The organism is Olegusella massiliensis (assembly GCF_900078545.1).
Lineage (GTDB): Bacteria > Actinomycetota > Coriobacteriia > Coriobacteriales > Atopobiaceae > Olegusella > Olegusella massiliensis.
In genome coordinates this window covers 1,531,342-1,549,901 of sequence record NZ_FLLS01000002.1, presented here as the reverse complement: position 1 = coordinate 1,549,901, position 18,560 = coordinate 1,531,342, and the positions used below count along the sequence as shown (strand labels likewise).

Here is an 18,560-nt window from a genome sequence, read left to right as displayed (position 1 = left end):
GCCTATATAAACAAAATAATAAAGATAAATAGCATGTTATCTACCGCTTACTGAAAAAATAATACCTTTGAGTATAGATTGTACACGGTATACAACTCTTAAAGATATTTTGGACTTGCAAAGCGCAAAGTTAGTTTTTTTTGAAAGGAGTTTGGCCATGGCTAGATTCACTCACTGCATCGTCCGTCGTCCAAGTCACTCATTGATTGACGGCATTACCTCTGCCCCTGAGCTTGGAAAGCCCGACTACAATCGAGCTATTGAAGAGCACAATGATTACATTGATGCTCTTACGCGTTGTGGCGTAGATGTTACCGTACTCCCTGCATCTGAAGAGTACCCTGACAGCTGCTTCGTTGAGGATACCTGCGTAATTACATCTTGCGGTGTTATTGTAGACAACCCAGGAGCTGACACTCGTCGTGGTGAGGCAGCGTTGCTTGAACCTGTGCTGCATCGTTTTTTTGATTATGACAAAATTCGTCACATTACCTCACCGGGCACTCTTGAGGGTGGTGACGTCATGATGGTAGGCAACACATTCTATGTTGGTAAATCAAAGCGTACCAACGAAGAAGGTATCCGCCAATTTGCCGCCATACTACAAGAGTGGGGTCTAAAGTGTGTTGAAGTACCTTTGGAAAAGGTGTTGCATCTAAAGACAGGCGTCAACTATATCGAGAACAACAATATGCTTGTTTCTGGTGAATTTATCGAAAAAGCTGAGTTTGCAAACTACAACAAAATTATTGTTCCTGAAGAAGAGGCCTACGGCGCCAACTGCATTTGGATGAATGACACAGTCATTGTCGCTGAGGGTTATCCCACTGTACTCAAAGCCGTACAAGATGCTGGTTATAAAACTATCGTGGTAGATACATCTGAATATCGCAAACTCGATGGCGGTCTATCCTGCCTAGGCTTACGCTTCTAGAGCTTTTTTCATCATCCCCAAAAGGTTGCGTAGGACGGTAAAACGATCTACGCAACCTTTTACTTCGGAGAGAGGCTGCTACGATGCAAACATCTAATGTAACGACAAGTAGTCCCACAAAATTACTTATAGACAAACAAGGTAACAAAATCATTGATCCCAATGGTATGGGTTTACTACGTCTGTCAATGATGGTTATCACGGCAAGCATTTGCGGTGGTATTTTCTCGCTAGCAGGTGACCTTGCCGCAGGCGGTGCCAATACAGGAGCTGTACTGATTAGCTGGGGCATTTGCTTTGTAGGCGTACTGTCGCTTGCTATGTGCTTTTTTGGTTTATCACGTGCGCGGCCTGACCTAACTGGCGGTATTTACGCCTATGCTGCCGCAGGATTTGGTGATTTTGTTGGCTTTATTTCAGCATATGGCTACTGGATTTCAGGATGCCTATCTAACGTCTCATTTGCTCTTTTGCTCTTCTCAGCACTTGGATATTTCTTTAAACCTTTCGAAGGTGGGAACAATCTTCTCTCATGTATTTGTGCCTCAGCATATCTATGGTTTTTGGTCTGGTTGTCAGCAAAAGGTGTCAAAGAGGCAGCTAAACTCAATATTTTTGTAACCATTGCAAAGATTATTCCTCTTGGTCTCTTTATCGTCTCGATTTTGCTGTTGGGTAAATTTAATCCTTCTATTTTTATGGCCAACTTTATGGGTGAACCAGGTGGTCCGGGCTTTTTTGAACAGGTCGTATCCACTATGGTTGCACTTGTTTGGGTCTTTACCGGCATCGAAGCATCCGTGGTAATTTCAGGACGCGCTCGTCTCGCGAAAGATGTGGGACGTTCAACTATTATTGGATTTATTGCCATTTTTGTACTGTATATGCTGATATCAGTCCTCAGTATGGGTGTAGTACCTCGCGAGCAGATGGCACAGCTCGCAACACCTTCGATGGCTGGTGTACTCGAAGCTGCCATCGGACCTGTTGGTGCTGCCATTGTCAATCTCGGCGTAGTGCTGTCGCTGTTAGGCGCTATGTTAGGTTATGTCATCATCAATGCCGAAACTCCGCATGAAGCAGCAAAAATGGGTACTTTCCCCAAGATGTTTGCGTACTCAAACAAAGCAGGGTCTCCCATCGTGACACTCATTGTGTCATCTGCAATTACACAACTATTTCTGATTCTGGCAGTATTTGCAACAAGCACCTATCAGTTTATGTACAACTGTGCCGTATGTACAATTTTAGTGCCCTATGTTGCCTCGGTATTGTACTTTGCCAAAATCGCTTGGCAGAACAAGTTCATGGGCGCCGATGGTGCGGGTAATATCAACAAGGCACGTTTTTTTGGCTCGTTAGGTGTAGCATATACTATCTTTCTAGTATGGTCCTGTGGGTTAACTGGCATTATGATTACAACCATATTGTTTAGCCCAGGCATTATTCTTTATGCTTGGGGCGAAGTAACCCAAGGCAAAAAGATTTTGCCAACTATAGTGGATAAAGTCATTGCAGCAATTATTATCATCACAATGGTGGCATCGGTATATCTTATTGCAACGGGTGTCATTTCGGTACTGTAAGGAAGCGGACTGCAGGTGGCAGTCGTCTAAGGCTACCTGCAATAGATTGGTAGGTAGTTACTCAAACGTGGTAACGAAGAGCTTCCAATGAGCAAATACGAGCCCCAAAACCTGAGACAAATCAGATTTTGGGGCTCTGTTAATGCTCTTAACGTGTAGTACGAGCTTGGAGCTATCTACCCTTTAGCAAGCTTTACTTCTTGGCAGCAGCCTGCAGGGCAGCCTTGACCTCAGCTGCAGTCTCGAGCTTCATAACCTTTTCGGTCAAAGCGTCTGCCTCTTCCTTGGTCCACTGCGAAATAATGTAGCGCGTACGCAGAATGGACGGCGAGGATACGGAGAATTCACCGAGGCCAAAGGAAATCAGCACAGGAATAATCAAAGGATCAGCTGCTGCTTCGCCACACATGCCAACCAAGATGCCGGCCTTGTTGCCTTCCTCAATAATGCGCTTAAGCGAGCGCAGTACAGACGGCTGGTAAACCTCATAGAGGTATCCAATGCGATCATTGCCACGGTCTGCACACATCGTATAACCGATAAGGTCATTCGTGCCAATAGAGAAGAAATCACATTCAGCGGCAAGCAAATCTGCAATCAAAGACGCGGAGGGCGTCTCAATCATGGTACCAACCTCAATATTGGGGTCATAAGCAACGCCACGCTCATCGAGCTCCTTCTTGCATTCCTCAACAAGTTTCTTGACCTTGCGCAGCTCAACGAGGTCGGTTACCAGAGGCACCATGATCTTGATGTCACCAAAGGCGGAAGCACGCAACAGAGCACGAAGCTGTACCTTGTACTGTTCAGGATTGGCAAGACAGTAGCGAACAGCACGGAATCCCATAAAGGGATTTTCTTCTTTGACAAGGTTAAGGTAGGGAATCTCTTTGTCACCGCCCACGTCAAGCGTACGAATAATGACAGGCTTGTCCTTCATACGCAAGGCAACTTTTTGGTAAGCGGAGAATTGCTCATCCTCGGTGGGTAACTCAGAAGCATCCATAAAAAGGAACTCGGAACGGAAAAGGCCAACGCCCTCAGCGTCATGCTCAATAGCGGCGGTCGCATCGTCGGGATTGCCAATATTAGCAACAAGCAGTTTGCTCATACCATCAGCGGTGTTGGTGGGCTTACCACGATATACTTCGAGCCTCTTTTTGTCAGCGGCAAGCAGCTCCGCCTTAAACTTGTAGCTATCGAGCTCTTCATTGCTAGGATCTAAGAAAACCTCGCCCTGAGTACCATCAACAATCAGCAGGTCCCCATTGTTGATAGCAGTCGTGCAGTTCTCAACAGACAGGACGGCAGGAATCTCCATAGCACGAGCAATAATGGCGGAGTGAGAAGTACGGCCACCTGTCTCGGTAATAATGCCAGCGATGTTGTTCTTGTCAATGTCAGCGGTCATCGAAGGTGTGAGCTCACGCACAACAACAACAGAATGCTCGGGCAGGTTGGACAAGTCAACTAACTCCTTGCCCAATAGATTGGCGAGCAAACCAGTCTTTACATCGGCAACGTCAGCGGCACGTGCCTGGAAGAGCTCATCTTCCATGTTGATAAACATATTGTAGTACATGTTATAGGCTTCGGAAACAGCCTGCTCGGCGCACATACCCTCATCAATGCTGTCATTAACACTTTCGAGAATGCCATCATCTTCGGCAAACTCGATGTGAGCACCCATAATGCCAGCCTCATTTTCGAGGCCGTCTGCCGTCATGCGCTTAATTTGCTCATTAGTACGAGCAATAAACTTGTCACGAGCAGCCGAAAAACGAAGTTTTTCAGCCTCTAGATCTTTGGGGGCGGTCGGAGTAAAGGAGAGATCAGGTTCCACTGCGACACGTGCGACACCAATGCCAATGCCATCCGATGCATTAACACCTTTCAACATATGCACTCCTCTTTTGCGTTCCCATAAGACACGCGCCTGATGGCGCGGCAAATCCATTGACGCCATCTCCATATAAAGCGAGAAGACAATGTCTAAGACCGAACCTATTTTTGTTTTGTCTGCTTGTTGATGAGATCGATGAGACGACCATACACGCGATCGATAGTTGCGCGCTTGGCAATACCCTTACTTGCTGCGGTTGCCGTACCGCAAGCAGAAGCAAAACGCAGAGCATCCTCATAATCAGCACCAGCAGAAACCATGGCGATAAAACCTGCAACCATAGAGTCACCTGCACCGGTAGCGTTAACAAGACGAATCTTTGTTGTAGGCACGGTGTGCATCACAGCATTCTCGTCAAGCAACAATGAACCATGTCCACCACAGGAAACGATAACGTTTTGCGCGCCGCGCTTCTGCAGCTCACGGGCATAAGGCTCACACTCTTCAGGAGTTTCGGGGTGAGCATTAAAGATGCGGCCCACCTCATGATTGTTAGGTTTAATCAAGAAGGGCTCAGCCTCCAGTGACTGCAACAATAGCGTACCAGGAGCATCAACGACAAAGCGAATACCACGGTCCTTAAGACGGCGCATGATAATCTCATACATATTTTCAGGCAGAGACTTGGGGATGGAGCCCGTCAAAATAAGGGTATCGCCCTCGCCAATAGCATCGATGCGCTCAAGGAGCTCATCGACTTTCTTCTCAGAAATCTTGGGGCCCATGCCGTTAACCATCGTCATTGCAATGCCGATAAGCTTGACATTAACACGAGTGAAACCCTTGTCCAAGCGGACAAAATTACAAGTGAGACCAGCATCCTGCAGCATCTGCAGCATGTAGTCACCTGTAAAGCCAGCAAGCAGGCCCAAAGCGACATTGGGAACTTGCAGCTCATTGAGGAGCGTCGAAACATTGATTCCGTTTCCACCGCAATAAATTTCTTCACTCGAAGAGCGGTTTGTAAAACCCATATCCAACGTCAAAGGATGCATGACGTAATCAATGGCAGGGTTGAGGGTCATCGTGTAAATCAACGCGAGCTCCTTTCCAGATACCAACTCGATTCATATTCTCACATACTTTAGACTTTGCGAAACGAGAAGAGAGAATAATTTGGAAGACGGTCGTTTAAACCTGCTGTACGTACGGTAAAAGATGGTATCGGTTTCATATTTGAATGCCCTCGTCATCTTCAAAGCAGCCATCAGCCACAAAATTCAGCCTACACCACTAAAACGGACAAGCAATATAGCACCGAAACATTTCTTTTATCACTATCATAGTGTGGTGGAAGATAATTACATACAGGAAGTATTCAACTGCGCCTTTGTACACTGGTTGAAGAAAGCAGATTTTGCCCATGGGTAATGAAAAGAACTCCCGCGAAGAACGCCTCCGTACTATTCGTGCACGTTCTGCTGGTCGCGCGACCATTCAACATTCCATGAGCGAGCACGAAAAACAGACTGCTCGCGACGCAAAGTATGCAGAAAACCGCATGCCGCTTACTCACCATCGTGGTCCTCTTCGTCTACCTTCGTTGCGAATTGTACTGGGCACCGCAGCTGTAGTCTTTGTTATCGCAGGCGCCATTGCAAGCAATGCCATCTCTGGTGAGGTGCGCAAAGCGGGAAGCAAAGCAAAACAAGTCATGGCAAGTTATGCCAGTTTTAAAGACGCTGTAGATGCAGGAGATGTCGCCGCAGCAAATAAGGCTTCTGCCTCAATGACTGCCGATGCGGATAGCCTAAAGTCACTTACCCAAGGTTCGCTCTGGCCTTTTGTGTCAATTTTGCCTGTGGCAGGAAATGATGCTCATGCAGCTCAAGAGCTTTCCTCTGCTGCTCAGCTACTCTCGCATGACATCGTCGAGCCTTTTATGAAAGTTGCGCAAAAGGAAAAAAGCGTTCAAATCCTTTCAAGTGGCAAGGTTAATCTTGAGCTCCTCTCAGGCACACTCGATCCGCTCAGCGACAATCAAACAAAAATATCCGATACAAAAAAGCAGTTATCCGCTCTTGTCTCTACGGGAGATTCAGACTTTGCAAAAGCAGCTCAGCATGCTCAAAAAGCCTTCGATGAGCTAGATTTGCGCAGCAAGCGTGCACACAAACTTGCACCCCATGCCGCAACCATTCTTGGTTCCCAAGAAACACGCAACTATCTGGTGGTTATTCAAGATAACGATCAAGCGCGTTCCTTAGGCGGTGCTCCCCTTAGCAAGAGCATCCTAACTGTCTCCAATGGTTCATTGGTTTTGCAGCCCTTCTCACATGACGATTCTCTTAGCGCTCCTTTAAGTAGTGATAAGCTCCTCAAGACATCTGCTGCAGAAGATGAGCTTGTAGGAGACACGCTGAGCTCACAGCCATCACAAATTACCTCCATCCCCAACCCATCACGTGCCGCCGAACTACTCGCCCAGTCTTATGAAAATCAGACGGGTAATCACGTTGATGGGGTGATTTTGCTTGACCCCTATGTTGTGCAAAATCTGCTTGCTATAACCGGTGATGTCACCCTTGATGATGAAACTATTCTTGATAGCAAAAATTTTGCTGAATACGTCCTTAAAGAGCTCGCGCAGAATATCGGCCCTTGGGAACAGGGCAAAAAGATTGAAGATGTTTGCAATGCCAGCGTGGGTCCTTTGTTTGAAAAGCTGGGCAGCATTGATACTGCCAAACTCACCAAGACGCTCCGTGCTAGTGTCAAGCAGCACAGACTGTTCTTGTGGCTTGCTGATACTGAGGAAGAAAAACTCGTTTCCGACCTCGGCTTTGCTGGTATAGATGACAACGACAAAAAATCTCCTGTCTTGGGCGTTTATATCAATGAAAAAACCAACGGGCGTATTAGCTGGTATCTACATGCAAAAACAGAAATTGGCGAGGCTTCCCAGGAATCTGATGGCAGTGTTAGTTATCAAGTCACGACAACGCTCACCAATACAATCGATATGCCCACGCTTTATGAACTTTGGAGTAGTGCAGGAGGCTTTGTTGTGTTGGGTAATGCAAGTGCAGGTAGACGTAGCGATGCCGACATGATGTTGCAGCTCTACCTACTTGCATCCGAAGACGTTTTGATAAGCGATGTGGATGCCAAGAGTGAGTCGCAAACAGCTAATGGCCTGAGCTTTACCCATGAGCCTATGGAATGGGATGGACGCAAACTTGAAAACTGCGCGGTACAGCTTGACTATGGTGAGACAGTTACTATCACCTACAAGCTCATCTGCCCTGCTGATGCTGGCAAACCAACCCTTAGGCAGACTCCTAGCGTACACGCTGATGAAAACTGAAAAATACACGCGTAAAAATGGTGCGCCCTGGCGGACTCGAACCGCCAACCTACAGTTTAGAAGACTGGTGCTCTATCCATTGAGCTAAGGGCGCCCGTTACTGGAACTCGTGCAGGCATATCCTACCACGACCTACACTATCTCGTGCCCTAAGTATCATAGATATTGTTTGTGGCCTTAAATATACTTCTCAGTACAAAACCAGCTTCAGTTTCAGCTAAGCCAGTAAAATATTAAAACAAGCAGGACTCGATCAAATCTTTTGCGCGCAAAGCAGAAACCCACTCGACGGGAATAGCATCATAACCATAGAGCACACCTGCCAATGCGCCAGCAATAGCAGCAGTGGTATCCGTGTCCGAACCCAGATTAACTGCAGCAAGTACACAATCCCGATAGCTTGACGTATTTGCTAAACACCAAAGGGCTGCATCATAGGCATGCTGCACAAAACCACTGGATGCAGGCGCAGGCTGCCCCTTCCACTCTCCTGCCACGTCCGCCGCGGTCGCACCAGCTGCTAAACGCCTTAGGATGTGAACAAAGCTCACACAGACACTACAGCTCAAGGCATGTGCATGAGTAATAGCTGAAACCGCACGAATATCCTTATCACTTGCCGCGATAAAAGCAAGAGGAGCAATGCGCATAAGCGAACCATTACCGTTATCCCACTCGCCCTCACAGCCATATCCCTGTCTTAAGGCCACTGCAGTTGTATTGCCCACATCAAAACAAATGCCATCAGGCGTATATGCGCCTTCATATAACCAGCGGCAAAAGCGCTCGCGCATATCAGCAAGGTCAATCAAGCCACGCACACGAATGCTGTCACAGGTTGCCAAAGTCATACTGGTATCATCCGAAAATGTTCCTGCCTCTTGATTATGTGTTCCGTGCCCCACCATATCTGTGCAACAAAAACTTCCGCGCTCACAAAACTCATACGGCACGCCCAAGGCATCCCCTATTGCAAGCCCATAGATTACTGACTTTAGTTGAGCACGACGTCGTAGTGCTTGGGCAGCCATGCTGGCGGCAATGATAGTTTTGGAATCACAAATAAGTCCTGCTTTGACGGCATCTAAAACTTCGGAGATATCAAGCCACACGACATCAACAAACTCACCTTTATCAGGGATTGCATCACTTTGATGCACGCCATGCGCAAGATAAATCATCGTATGTTCATCAGTAAAACCAATCGAACCATACGAGGTTGCCAAAAGCTCAAGTGAGCTGGCCACAAGGCCCGTTTCTTCTTTAAGTTCGCGAGCAGCGCAAACCGTAGGATCTTCTCCTGACTCGAGTTTGCCTGCTGGAATTTCAAGGGTCAGCTGATCCACCGATACACGCCACTGACGCACCAAACACAGCTTGCCATCGCGTATGACTGCCACAGCAGCGCCCCCATGGTGACGCGCCAGCTCTCTATACGCAAGCCTCCCATCAGGACAGCTCACCTGAGAGGTTTCAACCGAAAAAATTTTGCCTGTCCACACAGTTTGACTTTGTAGAAGATGCTCCTGCAAATTTTCATCGCTTACACAAAGCTTTTGTATGCTGTCAAGCATAAATGTAGCCTCACTTTTTTCACGCAAACTGTCAACAAAAATTATATCGACATTGCTGCCCTCTAAGCGCTACGCTTAACAAGTATGCCACCCAAAGGAAAGGATTTATTACTATGGGCATCGATACTACCTGCATCCATGGAGGATATCAGGCAGGCAATGGCGAGCCTCGCTGCTTGCCAATCTACCTCAGCACCACTTTTCACTATGACACAACCGATGCAGTGGCAAATCTTTTTGATCATCCCGAGCAGGGTCATATGTATTCCCGCATTACCAACCCCACCTGCTCTGCAGTAGAAGAAAAAATTGCAAATCTTGAGGGCGGCGCTGCAGCTATGCTGACAAGCTCTGGTCAGATGGCAAGCTTCCTGACCGTTGCCAACCTCTGCAAGGCAGGCGATCACTGTGTGGTTTCCTCCACGATTTACGGTGGTACGGTAAATCTCTTTACTACCACCCTGCCTAAGTTTGGCATTACCACCACTTTCGTCTCTCCTCGTGCAACAAAAGAGGAAATCGCCGCAGCTATTCGTCCTGAAACCAAGCTTGTTTTTGGCGAAGTTGTTGCTAACCCTGCTCTCGCTGTACTTGACCTAGAGACTTTTGCTTCTGCAGCTCACGAAGCTGGATTGCCCTTGGTTGTGGATAATACCTTCCCCACGCCTGTACTCTGCCGTCCTATCGAATGGGGCGCTGACATCGTTATACACTCCACTACCAAGTACATGGATGGTCATGCCATAACGGTCGGCGGCATCATTGTTGACTCAGGCAAATTTGATTGGGCTGCTTCTGGTCGTTTCCCTGACTTTACCGAACCTGATGAGTCATACCATGGCATCATCTATACGCGTGATTATGGCAAGATTGCCTTTATTATGAAGGCTCGTATGCAGCTCATGCGTGATTTTGGCGTCAATCCCCCTGCAACCAATGCCTTTATTCTCAATGAGACACTCGAGACCCTTGCACTTCGTATGAGGCGTCATACAAGTACCGCTCAAAAAGTTGCCGAATATCTTGAGGCGCGTCCCGAGGTAGATTCGGTCAACTTCCCTGGCCTAAAATCCAATTCCTATCATGAGCTCGCAAATAAGTATCTACCTGATGGCCCCTGCGGAGTCATTTCCTTTGTGGTAGGAGATGGCAAGGGCTCCAAGGGCGGCAGCCGTGACCGTGCGGCGGCAGTACTTGATCATCTGAAGCTTGTGTCTCAGGAGGTACATGTCGCTGATTCGCAAACCTGCGCTTTGCATCCTGCCACTTCGACCCACCGCCAGCTCACCGATGAGCAGCTACTGGCTGCAGGCATCTACCCTGGTATGATTCGTCTGTCCTGTGGCTTGGAAGACCCCAAAGATATCCTTAGTGACCTTGAGCAAGCATTTGCTGCTTTGGCCTAAATCACCGAGTACAAGCGGCATCTTTATGGTGCCGCTTTTTGTTATTACGAGCATGAATTAAGTATTTGGAGGGATTATGACAGCGAATGAGCATAAGGATTTTGCCGCATTAGCACTCGAGATGCACCGTCAACATCACGGTAAAATCGCGGTCACCAGCAAGGTTGCACTCAATAATCGTGATGATCTCTCCATTGCCTATACTCCTGGCGTTGCCGAGCCCTGCCGCCAAATTGCTCGCAACCCTGATGCGGTATGGGACTACACCGCAAAACGCAATCTTGTTGCAGTTGTCTCGGATGGTACCGCCGTACTAGGACTCGGCGATATTGGACCCCTGGCAGCTATGCCTGTCATGGAGGGCAAGTCCATCTTATTCAAACAGTTTGGTGGCATCGATGCCTTTCCCATCTGTCTCGATACAAAGGATCCTGATGAGATTGTCCAAACAGTCAAGCGATTGGCACCCAGCTTTGGTGGTATCAACCTTGAGGATATTTCTGCTCCGCGCTGCTTTGAAATAGAAACGCGCCTGCGCCAAGAGCTTGATATTCCTGTCTTTCACGATGATCAACATGGCACAGCGATTGTCTGCTCAGCAGGTCTTATGAACGCATTGCGCCTTGTGGGAAAAAAACTCGAAAACACGCGTATCGTTATCAATGGTGCAGGATCTGCTGGCATTTCTATTGCCAATCTGCTGATTGAGCTTGGTGCGACAAATATTGTTTTATTGGCTCGAAGAGGAGCACTTGCTCCTGGCGAAAATTGGATGAATCCCGCACAAGCAGCCATGGCTCTGCGCACTAACCCCGAGCAGATTCACGGCCATCTCGCAGAGGTGCTTCCTGGCCGTGATATCTTTATCGGCGTTTCTGCTCCTCGGGTGCTCGATGCAACACTCGTCTCAGCCATGGCAGATGATGCTATTGTCTTTGCAATGGCAAACCCCACGCCCGAAATTATGCCTGACGAGGCAAAGGCCGCTGGAGCTCGTGTGGTTGCAACGGGACGTTCAGATTTTCCCAATCAGATTAACAATGTGCTTGTCTTCCCAGGAATTTTTCGCGGAGCTCTTGATGCGCGTGCAACTGACATCACTGAGGGCATGAAGCTGGCAGCGGCACAGGCAATCGCGGACATCGTTGGCACAGACGAATTGCGCGAAGACTACATCATTCCCAGTGCATTTGATGATCGTGTGCCCAAAGCGGTAGCAACCGCTGTCGCCAACCAAGCGCGCGTTGAAGGTATTGCTCGTGCCTAGAGTGCAGTATTTGTCGTTTCGCTTGCTACACTGAGCTTTATAAGACAAGCAGCTCCACGACAACGAAAGGCAGACCATGAGTACAGAAACGCGTCCTTATGTTCCTTGGAAGCAAATCGGCGATTTTATGGTTGACGCCTTTGAAGCCTATGGTGTACCGAGGGCTGACGCTGAGATTTGCGCCGATGTCTTAATGGAATCCGACCGTCGTGGTATCGAAAGCCACGGCTGCAACCGCTTTAAGCCAATCTATCTCGACCGTATCAAACGTGGAACATTGCTACCTGTTACTCATACTGAGATTGTGCGTGAAACTCCAACCACCGTTGTTATGGATGCGCATGACGGCATGGGCATGGTTGCGAGCCACAAAATGATGCAGATGCTTATTAAGAAAGCAAAAGCTCAAGGCATGGCGGGTGGTGCAATCAAAAACTCTACTCACTATGGCATCGCTGGTTATTGGGCCACAATGGCAAGCAAGGAGGGCTTGATTGGTCTTACGGGTACCAATGCTCGTCCCTCTATCGCACCAACCTTTGGCGTAGACAATATGATGGGTACAAACCCTTTGACTTTTGCTCTACCAACAGATGAGGAGTTTCCCTTCTGTATAGACTGCGCCACGTCCATTGTTCAACGCGGTCGTATCGAATACTATGCACGCGAGGGCAAAAAGACCCCTGCGGGTTGTGTGGTTACTGCTGATGGCGGCACCGAAACCGATAGCCAACAAATACTCAAAGATCTTGTGGATGGCACAGCAGCTCTCGCTCCTCTGGGTGGCGTTGGAGATGCCACCGCAGGATACAAGGGCTATGGTTATGCAGCAGTTGTCGAAATTCTCTCAGCAGCACTTGCTGGCGGCAAGTTTATGAAGGCGCTCATGGGTGTATCTGCTGATGGAAAGCCACAGATGTATGGCTTGGGACACTTCTTTTTTGTGATTGATCCTGAAGCATTTTGCGGCCGTAAGACCTTTGAAAAAATTGCTGGTGATATCTGTCGTGCACTGCGTGCTTCTAAAAAAGCTCCAGGTCAAGACCGTATTTATACCGCAGGCGAAAAAGAGTGGTTGGCGGCACAAGAGCGTAAGGACAAAGGTGTGCCGGTAGGCTCTGGTGTCCAAGCAGACCTTATTGCCGTCCGAGACGAACTAGGACTTCCCTATCATTTTGATTTTGAAGATCTATAAAAGAGCATCGTTTCTTTATTGCTCAGAAGGAGAAATATGATGAGTATTCGTGATGATGCTCGCCAGATGAAACTTAGTGCACCGGTACTTGCTGCGAGCGATATTGCACTTCGCAATCATGCACTTGAGCTGGTAAAGCAAGCTCTGCTTGAAGCGAAAGACGCGATTTTTGCGGCAAATGCTGCAGATGTACAAGCTGCCGAGGAAGCAGGAATTGCAAGTCAGCTCATTAAACGTCTCTGCTTTGATGAGCACAAACTAAACGATGTCTGTTTGGGCATCGACCAGCTCATTGGTCTTCCCGATCCGCTTGGAGTCATTACACTTGATCGCGACCTTGACGAGGGTCTAGAACTCCGCCGTATAAGCTGCCCCATAGGCGTTATCGGTGTCATCTTTGAGGCGCGCCCCGATGCGCTCGTGCAGATTTCAACCCTTTGCATCAAATCGGGCAATTGTGCAATTCTTAAGGGAGGACGTGAAACCGCTAAGACCAATCGCTGTCTTTTTGTCCTCATTCACGACGCTATCCTTAAGGCGGGGCTTCCTTCAGCCTGCCTCATGCAGGCAGAATCCCATGCTGATATTGATGAACTACTGGGTTGTGATGGTGATGTTGACCTGCTCATCCCGCGCGGTTCCAATGCCTTTGTCCGCCACATTATGGACAATACCAAAATCCCTGTAATGGGCCATGCCGATGGAATTTGCCACAGCTTTGTAGAGCAGAGCGCGGACTTCAACCAAGCTCTGCGTGTGCTTATTGATGCCAAAACACAATACGTAGTTGCCTGCAATACGACAGAGACTGTCTTGGTACAGCGCAGTATCGCGAAGGACTTTCTGCCCCGATTGGCTGCAGCTTGCGGGGCAGCTGGTGTGCATCTGCACGGTGATGACGAGGTCGCCCGCTACATTCAGGTAAAGCCTCTAGGCGCAGACGGCTATGCTCACGAATATCTCGCTCTTGAACTCAGTGTCAAGCTTGTAAAGAATACTGAAGAAGCAATCGAGCATATCAATCGCTACGGTTCTCATCATACCGATGCAATTCTTACCCGCAATGAGAGCGAAGCTAACAAGTTCCAACAGATGGTTGACTCAGCAGGTGTCTATGTCAATGCATCGACACGTTTTGCCGATGGCTACCGTTACGGCTTTGGCGCTGAAGTGGGCATTTCTACGGGCAAGATTCATGCGCGCGGTCCTGTAGGACTGGAGGGACTCGTAACCTATAAGTATTTGTTGCGTGGGCAAAACCATATTGTGAGTGACTATGCCTCAGGCAAGCGTCAGTTTACGCATCGTGACCTCTAAGAGCCGGGTGGTGCACAAGTTCAGCTACAACCCTGATTGATGTGACTAGCTACGGTCGTGGTTGACTGGACGGTAAAACAACTCACTAATTTTTACTGTATCGCGCGTTTGTCCAAGCACCCACATAGTCTTAGCTACAAGCGATTCAGAAGTCATGTCGCCGCCCTGTAAAATACCAGGCTTGTTGGCGTAGGCATGCCCAACTTCATACACACCTAAATCAAGGCCTTCCTCAGGTACCTGTGTTGTCATCACCAAACTGCGACCCGAGGTTATCCACTCGTCTATCGCGTGCTTATACGATGCATCAGGGTATTCGGGAACGCCGCCAATACCAAAGGTCTCAAGTATGATGGCGTCATAATCCTCCTGAAGCAGAGCAAAAATTGACGGTTGAAGCTTGGGCGTAAGCTTGATAACAATCACGCGCTCATTCAGCTTGTCATAAAAACAAGGCTTTCGCGCTTGTCTGTCGAGTTTATGAGCAGAGCTAACGCGAACAATTTGATCATTACGTATAATCGCGAGGGCTGGATAGTTAACACTTGAGAATGCGTTAAAACTCATCGTCCGTTGTTTGCGCGCACGCGTTCCCGCAATCGCCTCGCCCCCAAAAACCACGCTCACATCACTGCTCTCATCGTCAAGAGCATACAGCAGACTTTGATACACATTGAGTTTGGCATCGGTAAAGGGGCTGCCCATAGGCTGCTGTGAGCCCGTGAGCACGATTGGTTTGTCATTGTTTTGGATGAGATAAGAGAGCGCTGCCGCCGTATAGGCCATCGTATCGGTGCCATGTAATATCACAAAGCCATCGTAGCTATCGTAATTATCACGAATTTCTCGAGCAATACAGAGCCAGTCGCAAGGGCGCATATTGGTTGAATCGATATTCATCGGCTGAACAACATCAAGCTTGCACAAACCCTCGATGAGCGGTACTTGCAATGCCAATTCTTTTCCTGTCATGGCAGGTGAAAGCCCTGCTTCACCGGCGACCGAGGCAATAGTACCGCCTGTGGCTATAAGCAATATGCGCTTCATGCAGATTCTCCTTGGCTTTGCTTGTCAAGAATAAAACGAATTCGTTGTTCTAAATGAATCTGGTTGGCACAGCAGCTTACCAGTTCACATAACAGCTGCCTAAGCTCACTGTCCTCATCTATAGAGATACTCTCTGTACCCTTGATTGCCGCGGAAAAGAGTTCAATAAAACTCTGATAGGCCACTTCACGCGTGTATTGCGCACGCTGAAGCTCGAGCAAACTACGAATATCATCGAGTTGCAGTACCGTCTTTGCGACTGCTACAAAAATAAGATCGCACACATGATTGCGGTAGTAGAGCTTTTTTATAGGGCGGTCGATAATGTCTTGCTTGACATAGTTGGAAATCATCGATGGTGTCAGACGCACACTGCCCAAGGGGTCTAGATAACCATTAATTAATCGGCATGTTTGTTCAAGCAACAGGCCTACATCGGGAATGTCTCGTAGCGCAGGCAAATAAAAGTCCGTCAGCGGTACTTGACAAGAAGCTCGTGTTTCTTTTTCTGCTTTGCTCACTTTGTTTGCTCCTTAGCAACTATGCCCGTAAGCACACCTCTACAAATTTTATTGTTTAGGTTCTGCTTCGTCAAAGATGAGTTTGTTAATTTGTGTGTATGGTTTTTAATAACCCTATAATCTCATATCTATATTGTTACAATTATACAGAAGGAACAAGGGAGGTCACCATGCTCGATCGCATTCCTTTACCCAAATATAGCCCCAGTGAAGAAGCGGTTAATGCTATTTCGCATCTTGTCGGCGTTGGACTTGGTCTGTTCGCATTGGGATGGATGCTCCGTTCTGCCCTTGAGGCGCCTTCGGTCCCAAAGATTGTCGGCATTGTTGTCTATGCACTCTCCCTGATGTTGCTCTATGGCGTGAGTACCGCCTACCATGCATTACCCGTAGGACGAGCAAAGAAAGTGCTACGCATCCTTGATCATTGCTCTATCTATTTGTTGATTGCAGGTTGTTATACGCCCATTGCACTTATTGTGTTTTGGAATACAACTGCTGGTAAATTATTGCTTGCAGTGGAATGGGGTATTGCAGCGCTGGGAATTGCTGCAAATGCCTATGATATGACGGCAAAGCCTACCAAGGTATTCAGTCAAATTAGCTACCTTTTGATGGGTTGGGCAATCATGCTCATCCCCCTGCCTACTCTGCTTGAGGTAGGGCAAGGCTGGCTGGCTTGGATCTTTGCGGGTGGGCTAGCCTATACGATAGGCATCATCTTTTATTTGGCAGGAAGCAAATATCCACCTATGCACTGTGTCTGGCATATCTTTGTACTGCTAGGGTCAGTCATCCAGATGATTGGTTTTATGCGCATGGTTTAGGCTTGCGAAAACCTGTAAGGTTTGATTCTTGTCAAAACTTTGGCTTGAGTCTTGTGCTCAGCACAGATTGTGCCATTGTTGAGAGCAAGCTTGTTCTGCGAAAGGTTTATCTGTGCGATCCAAGGCCATTCAAACATCCGAATCACTTGAGCTTGCGCTGGTATTGGCACTATCTGGTGGCTTGATGGATGCCTATTCCTATCTCGCACGTGGCAAGGTATTTGCAAATGCTCAAACAGGCAATCTGCTTCTTTTGGGTGTCAATCTTTCCACCGGCAACTGGGATGTCATTGGCCGCTACCTCTCCCCCATCATCGCATTTGCGCTGGGCTGTATCGCCTCCGAGCTCATTCGCCACCGTCACAAACATGACAGTCCAAAGGAGCCAGGCATCCATTGGCGCCAGCATGTCGTGCTGGGAGAAATCGTTTTGCTTGCTATAGTTGCTTGCTTAGGACCCGACTATAACCTTATTGCCAACAGTCTGACTTCCCTCGCTTGTGGCATGCAAGTACAAGCTTTTCGCAAGCTGCATGGGCATGCGTTTGCCACCACCATGTGTATCGGCAACCTACGCAGTGGTACACAGGAACTCGTCGAGTATTTTGATGGAAAGAAAATCTCTCATTTACAGACAGCAGGACTTTATTACGGTGTGGTTGTCACCTTTGTTATCGGTGCTGTTTTAGGTAATGCTCTGCTTGTACACCTAGGACTACACACCATTGCAATCAGCTGTGTTTTGCTGGGAATTGGCTGGCTTCTCATGCATCGCGACAACCATCACAAGGCAATCTAGGCTCATAATGACCCACGTGCCTTTTAAACCACTTACCTTTGTCACTTTCTGCCCCGCGATAGCTTGTAGATTAGCGGACAATGACAAGGTCAAGGTCATCACGTTGCAGGGCGGTATCAAAAAGCATGCGACGAAGCTGCAGACCCCACTCAGCTAGAGGGCCATTTCCATCAAGCAGCTCAACATGTCTTAGTTCGATGACGCAACTCGGAAGTTCCCCCATCAAATCAGCAATCGCATCAAGATTGCGGCCGCCATCACTTGGCAACGGCAGGGTTTCGTACATATAATCGAGCGCTTTGTTTCTGTCGCTCATCTTTTTTGCACTAAGAATATAGCGTGGTCGCTCTACGACGTCAGTCATTTATAATCACCTTGCCATTTTGAATCTGCACTTCAGCAAAGCTGTCGTAGTGGTCTTCGGTGTAATAGTATGGACCTGCTCCATTACTACTATCACCATCATCCACATAGATTAGGCGACGCTCGCCACGAGACGTACTTCCATACGTATCAATATCGCATTCGCGATAATGCTCCGTTTTTGGCAGCTTGGGCAAGGCACCCTCATAGTTGCCAAAATAATCGCCTCCAATTGCAGCGCCTGGTATCACATTGCTGGGGTTGCCTCCATACCATCCTTGTTTACGTGCTTCTTTTTTAGTGACATAGTTGGGTGGCAGCTCATTGTAGCTTTCCAGATAGAGCACAACACTTTCAAGGTCGTAATAGTTTTCACCTTTAGCGATGCTCACTTCACTTTGGCTATCTCCTGCAACGCCGCCCTGGGCATTGTTATACGCCTGCACAGGTGAGGTTGCCTTACAACCAGCAAGCAGCACAAACGACAGCAGCAAACTGATAACGACACTTGCTA

The 18,560-nt window shown here is 48.0% G+C and carries 16 protein-coding genes and 1 tRNA gene; 9 read left to right on the top strand and 8 right to left on the bottom strand.

What is annotated here, in order from left to right:
• The first annotated feature begins 157 nt into the window (after nt 1–157).
• Both BN4314_RS07020 and BN4314_RS07015 read left to right on the top strand, forming a co-directional pair.
• Nucleotides 158–934 carry a dimethylarginine dimethylaminohydrolase family protein gene (locus BN4314_RS07020; RefSeq protein WP_021735338.1) on the top strand — a complete coding sequence of 259 codons (777 nt, stop codon included), beginning with the start codon at nt 158–160 and terminating at the stop codon, nt 932–934.
• An 83-nt stretch (nt 935–1,017) separates the two neighbouring features.
• Nucleotides 1,018–2,520 carry a basic amino acid/polyamine antiporter gene (locus BN4314_RS07015; RefSeq protein ID WP_021735281.1) on the top strand — a complete coding sequence of 501 codons (1,503 nt, stop codon included), beginning with the start codon at nt 1,018–1,020 and terminating at the stop codon, nt 2,518–2,520.
• Nucleotides 2,521–2,713: 193 nt separating this feature from the next.
• Here BN4314_RS07015 and ptsP read toward each other — a convergent pair whose 3' ends face one another.
• Complete coding sequence (ptsP, locus tag BN4314_RS07010) at nt 2,714–4,420, bottom strand: phosphoenolpyruvate--protein phosphotransferase (RefSeq protein WP_021735342.1); 1,707 nt, start codon at nt 4,418–4,420, stop codon at nt 2,714–2,716.
• A gap of 104 nt (nt 4,421–4,524) precedes the next feature.
• On the bottom strand, nt 4,525–5,460 hold the full coding sequence (gene pfkB / locus BN4314_RS07005) for a 1-phosphofructokinase (protein WP_021735408.1): 936 nt from the start codon (nt 5,458–5,460) through the stop codon (nt 4,525–4,527).
• A 326-nt stretch (nt 5,461–5,786) separates the two neighbouring features.
• Between pfkB and BN4314_RS07000 the strand changes: the two genes are divergently transcribed.
• A complete protein-coding gene (locus tag BN4314_RS07000) occupies nt 5,787–7,730 on the top strand; it encodes a DUF4012 domain-containing protein (protein WP_068540511.1) in 1,944 nt (647 codons plus the stop codon).
• 18 nt (nt 7,731–7,748) lie between these two features.
• Here the strand turns inward: BN4314_RS07000 and BN4314_RS06995 are convergent.
• Both BN4314_RS06995 and BN4314_RS08300 read right to left on the bottom strand, forming a co-directional pair.
• Nucleotides 7,749–7,824: transfer RNA gene (locus tag BN4314_RS06995), tRNA-Arg, on the bottom strand.
• A 139-nt stretch (nt 7,825–7,963) separates the two neighbouring features.
• Nucleotides 7,964–9,304: an ADP-ribosylglycohydrolase family protein gene (locus tag BN4314_RS08300; protein WP_082911221.1), complete on the bottom strand. Its 1,341-nt coding sequence runs from the start codon at nt 9,302–9,304 to the stop codon at nt 7,964–7,966.
• Between the two features lie 113 nt (nt 9,305–9,417).
• Here BN4314_RS08300 and BN4314_RS06985 point away from each other — a divergent pair, with 113 nt between their 5' ends.
• The 4 genes from BN4314_RS06985 (at nt 9,418) to BN4314_RS06970 (ending at nt 14,489) form a co-directional block, all read left to right on the top strand.
• Nucleotides 9,418–10,710, top strand: a complete 1,293-nt coding sequence (locus tag BN4314_RS06985) for an O-acetylhomoserine aminocarboxypropyltransferase/cysteine synthase family protein (protein WP_068540509.1) — start codon at nt 9,418–9,420, stop codon at nt 10,708–10,710.
• 76 nt (nt 10,711–10,786) lie between these two features.
• Complete coding sequence (locus tag BN4314_RS06980) at nt 10,787–11,977, top strand: NAD(P)-dependent malic enzyme (RefSeq protein WP_068540507.1); 1,191 nt, start codon at nt 10,787–10,789, stop codon at nt 11,975–11,977.
• A 76-nt stretch (nt 11,978–12,053) separates the two neighbouring features.
• Nucleotides 12,054–13,172, top strand: coding sequence for an Ldh family oxidoreductase (locus BN4314_RS06975; RefSeq protein ID WP_068540504.1), 1,119 nt, complete (start codon nt 12,054–12,056; stop codon nt 13,170–13,172).
• A gap of 39 nt (nt 13,173–13,211) precedes the next feature.
• A complete protein-coding gene (locus tag BN4314_RS06970; RefSeq protein WP_068540912.1) occupies nt 13,212–14,489 on the top strand; it encodes a glutamate-5-semialdehyde dehydrogenase in 1,278 nt (425 codons plus the stop codon).
• A 45-nt stretch (nt 14,490–14,534) separates the two neighbouring features.
• Here BN4314_RS06970 and BN4314_RS06965 read toward each other — a convergent pair whose 3' ends face one another.
• Together BN4314_RS06965 and BN4314_RS06960 are read right to left on the bottom strand one after the other, a co-directional pair.
• Nucleotides 14,535–15,536 carry an asparaginase gene (locus tag BN4314_RS06965; protein ID WP_068540501.1) on the bottom strand — a complete coding sequence of 334 codons (1,002 nt, stop codon included), beginning with the start codon at nt 15,534–15,536 and terminating at the stop codon, nt 14,535–14,537.
• A complete protein-coding gene (locus BN4314_RS06960; protein WP_082911220.1) occupies nt 15,533–16,057 on the bottom strand; it encodes a DUF1836 domain-containing protein in 525 nt (174 codons plus the stop codon). The genes BN4314_RS06965 and BN4314_RS06960 overlap by 4 nt, the downstream gene beginning before the upstream one ends.
• A gap of 170 nt (nt 16,058–16,227) precedes the next feature.
• Between BN4314_RS06960 and trhA the strand changes: the two genes are divergently transcribed.
• Together trhA and BN4314_RS06950 are read left to right on the top strand one after the other, a co-directional pair.
• Nucleotides 16,228–16,884, top strand: coding sequence for a PAQR family membrane homeostasis protein TrhA (gene trhA / locus BN4314_RS06955; RefSeq protein WP_068540499.1), 657 nt, complete (start codon nt 16,228–16,230; stop codon nt 16,882–16,884).
• Between the two features lie 112 nt (nt 16,885–16,996).
• Nucleotides 16,997–17,683: a YoaK family protein gene (locus BN4314_RS06950; RefSeq protein WP_021735303.1), complete on the top strand. Its 687-nt coding sequence runs from the start codon at nt 16,997–16,999 to the stop codon at nt 17,681–17,683.
• A gap of 70 nt (nt 17,684–17,753) precedes the next feature.
• Here the strand turns inward: BN4314_RS06950 and BN4314_RS06945 are convergent, their stop codons facing one another.
• Nucleotides 17,754–18,047, bottom strand: a complete 294-nt coding sequence (locus BN4314_RS06945) for a barstar family protein (protein ID WP_021735497.1) — start codon at nt 18,045–18,047, stop codon at nt 17,754–17,756.
• The gene (locus BN4314_RS06940) at nt 18,040–18,540 is read right to left on the bottom strand and encodes a ribonuclease domain-containing protein (protein ID WP_187369562.1); all 501 of its coding nucleotides are present in this window, start codon (nt 18,538–18,540) and stop codon (nt 18,040–18,042) included. The genes BN4314_RS06945 and BN4314_RS06940 overlap by 8 nt, the downstream gene beginning before the upstream one ends.
• Between the last annotated feature and the right edge of the window lie 20 nt (nt 18,541–18,560).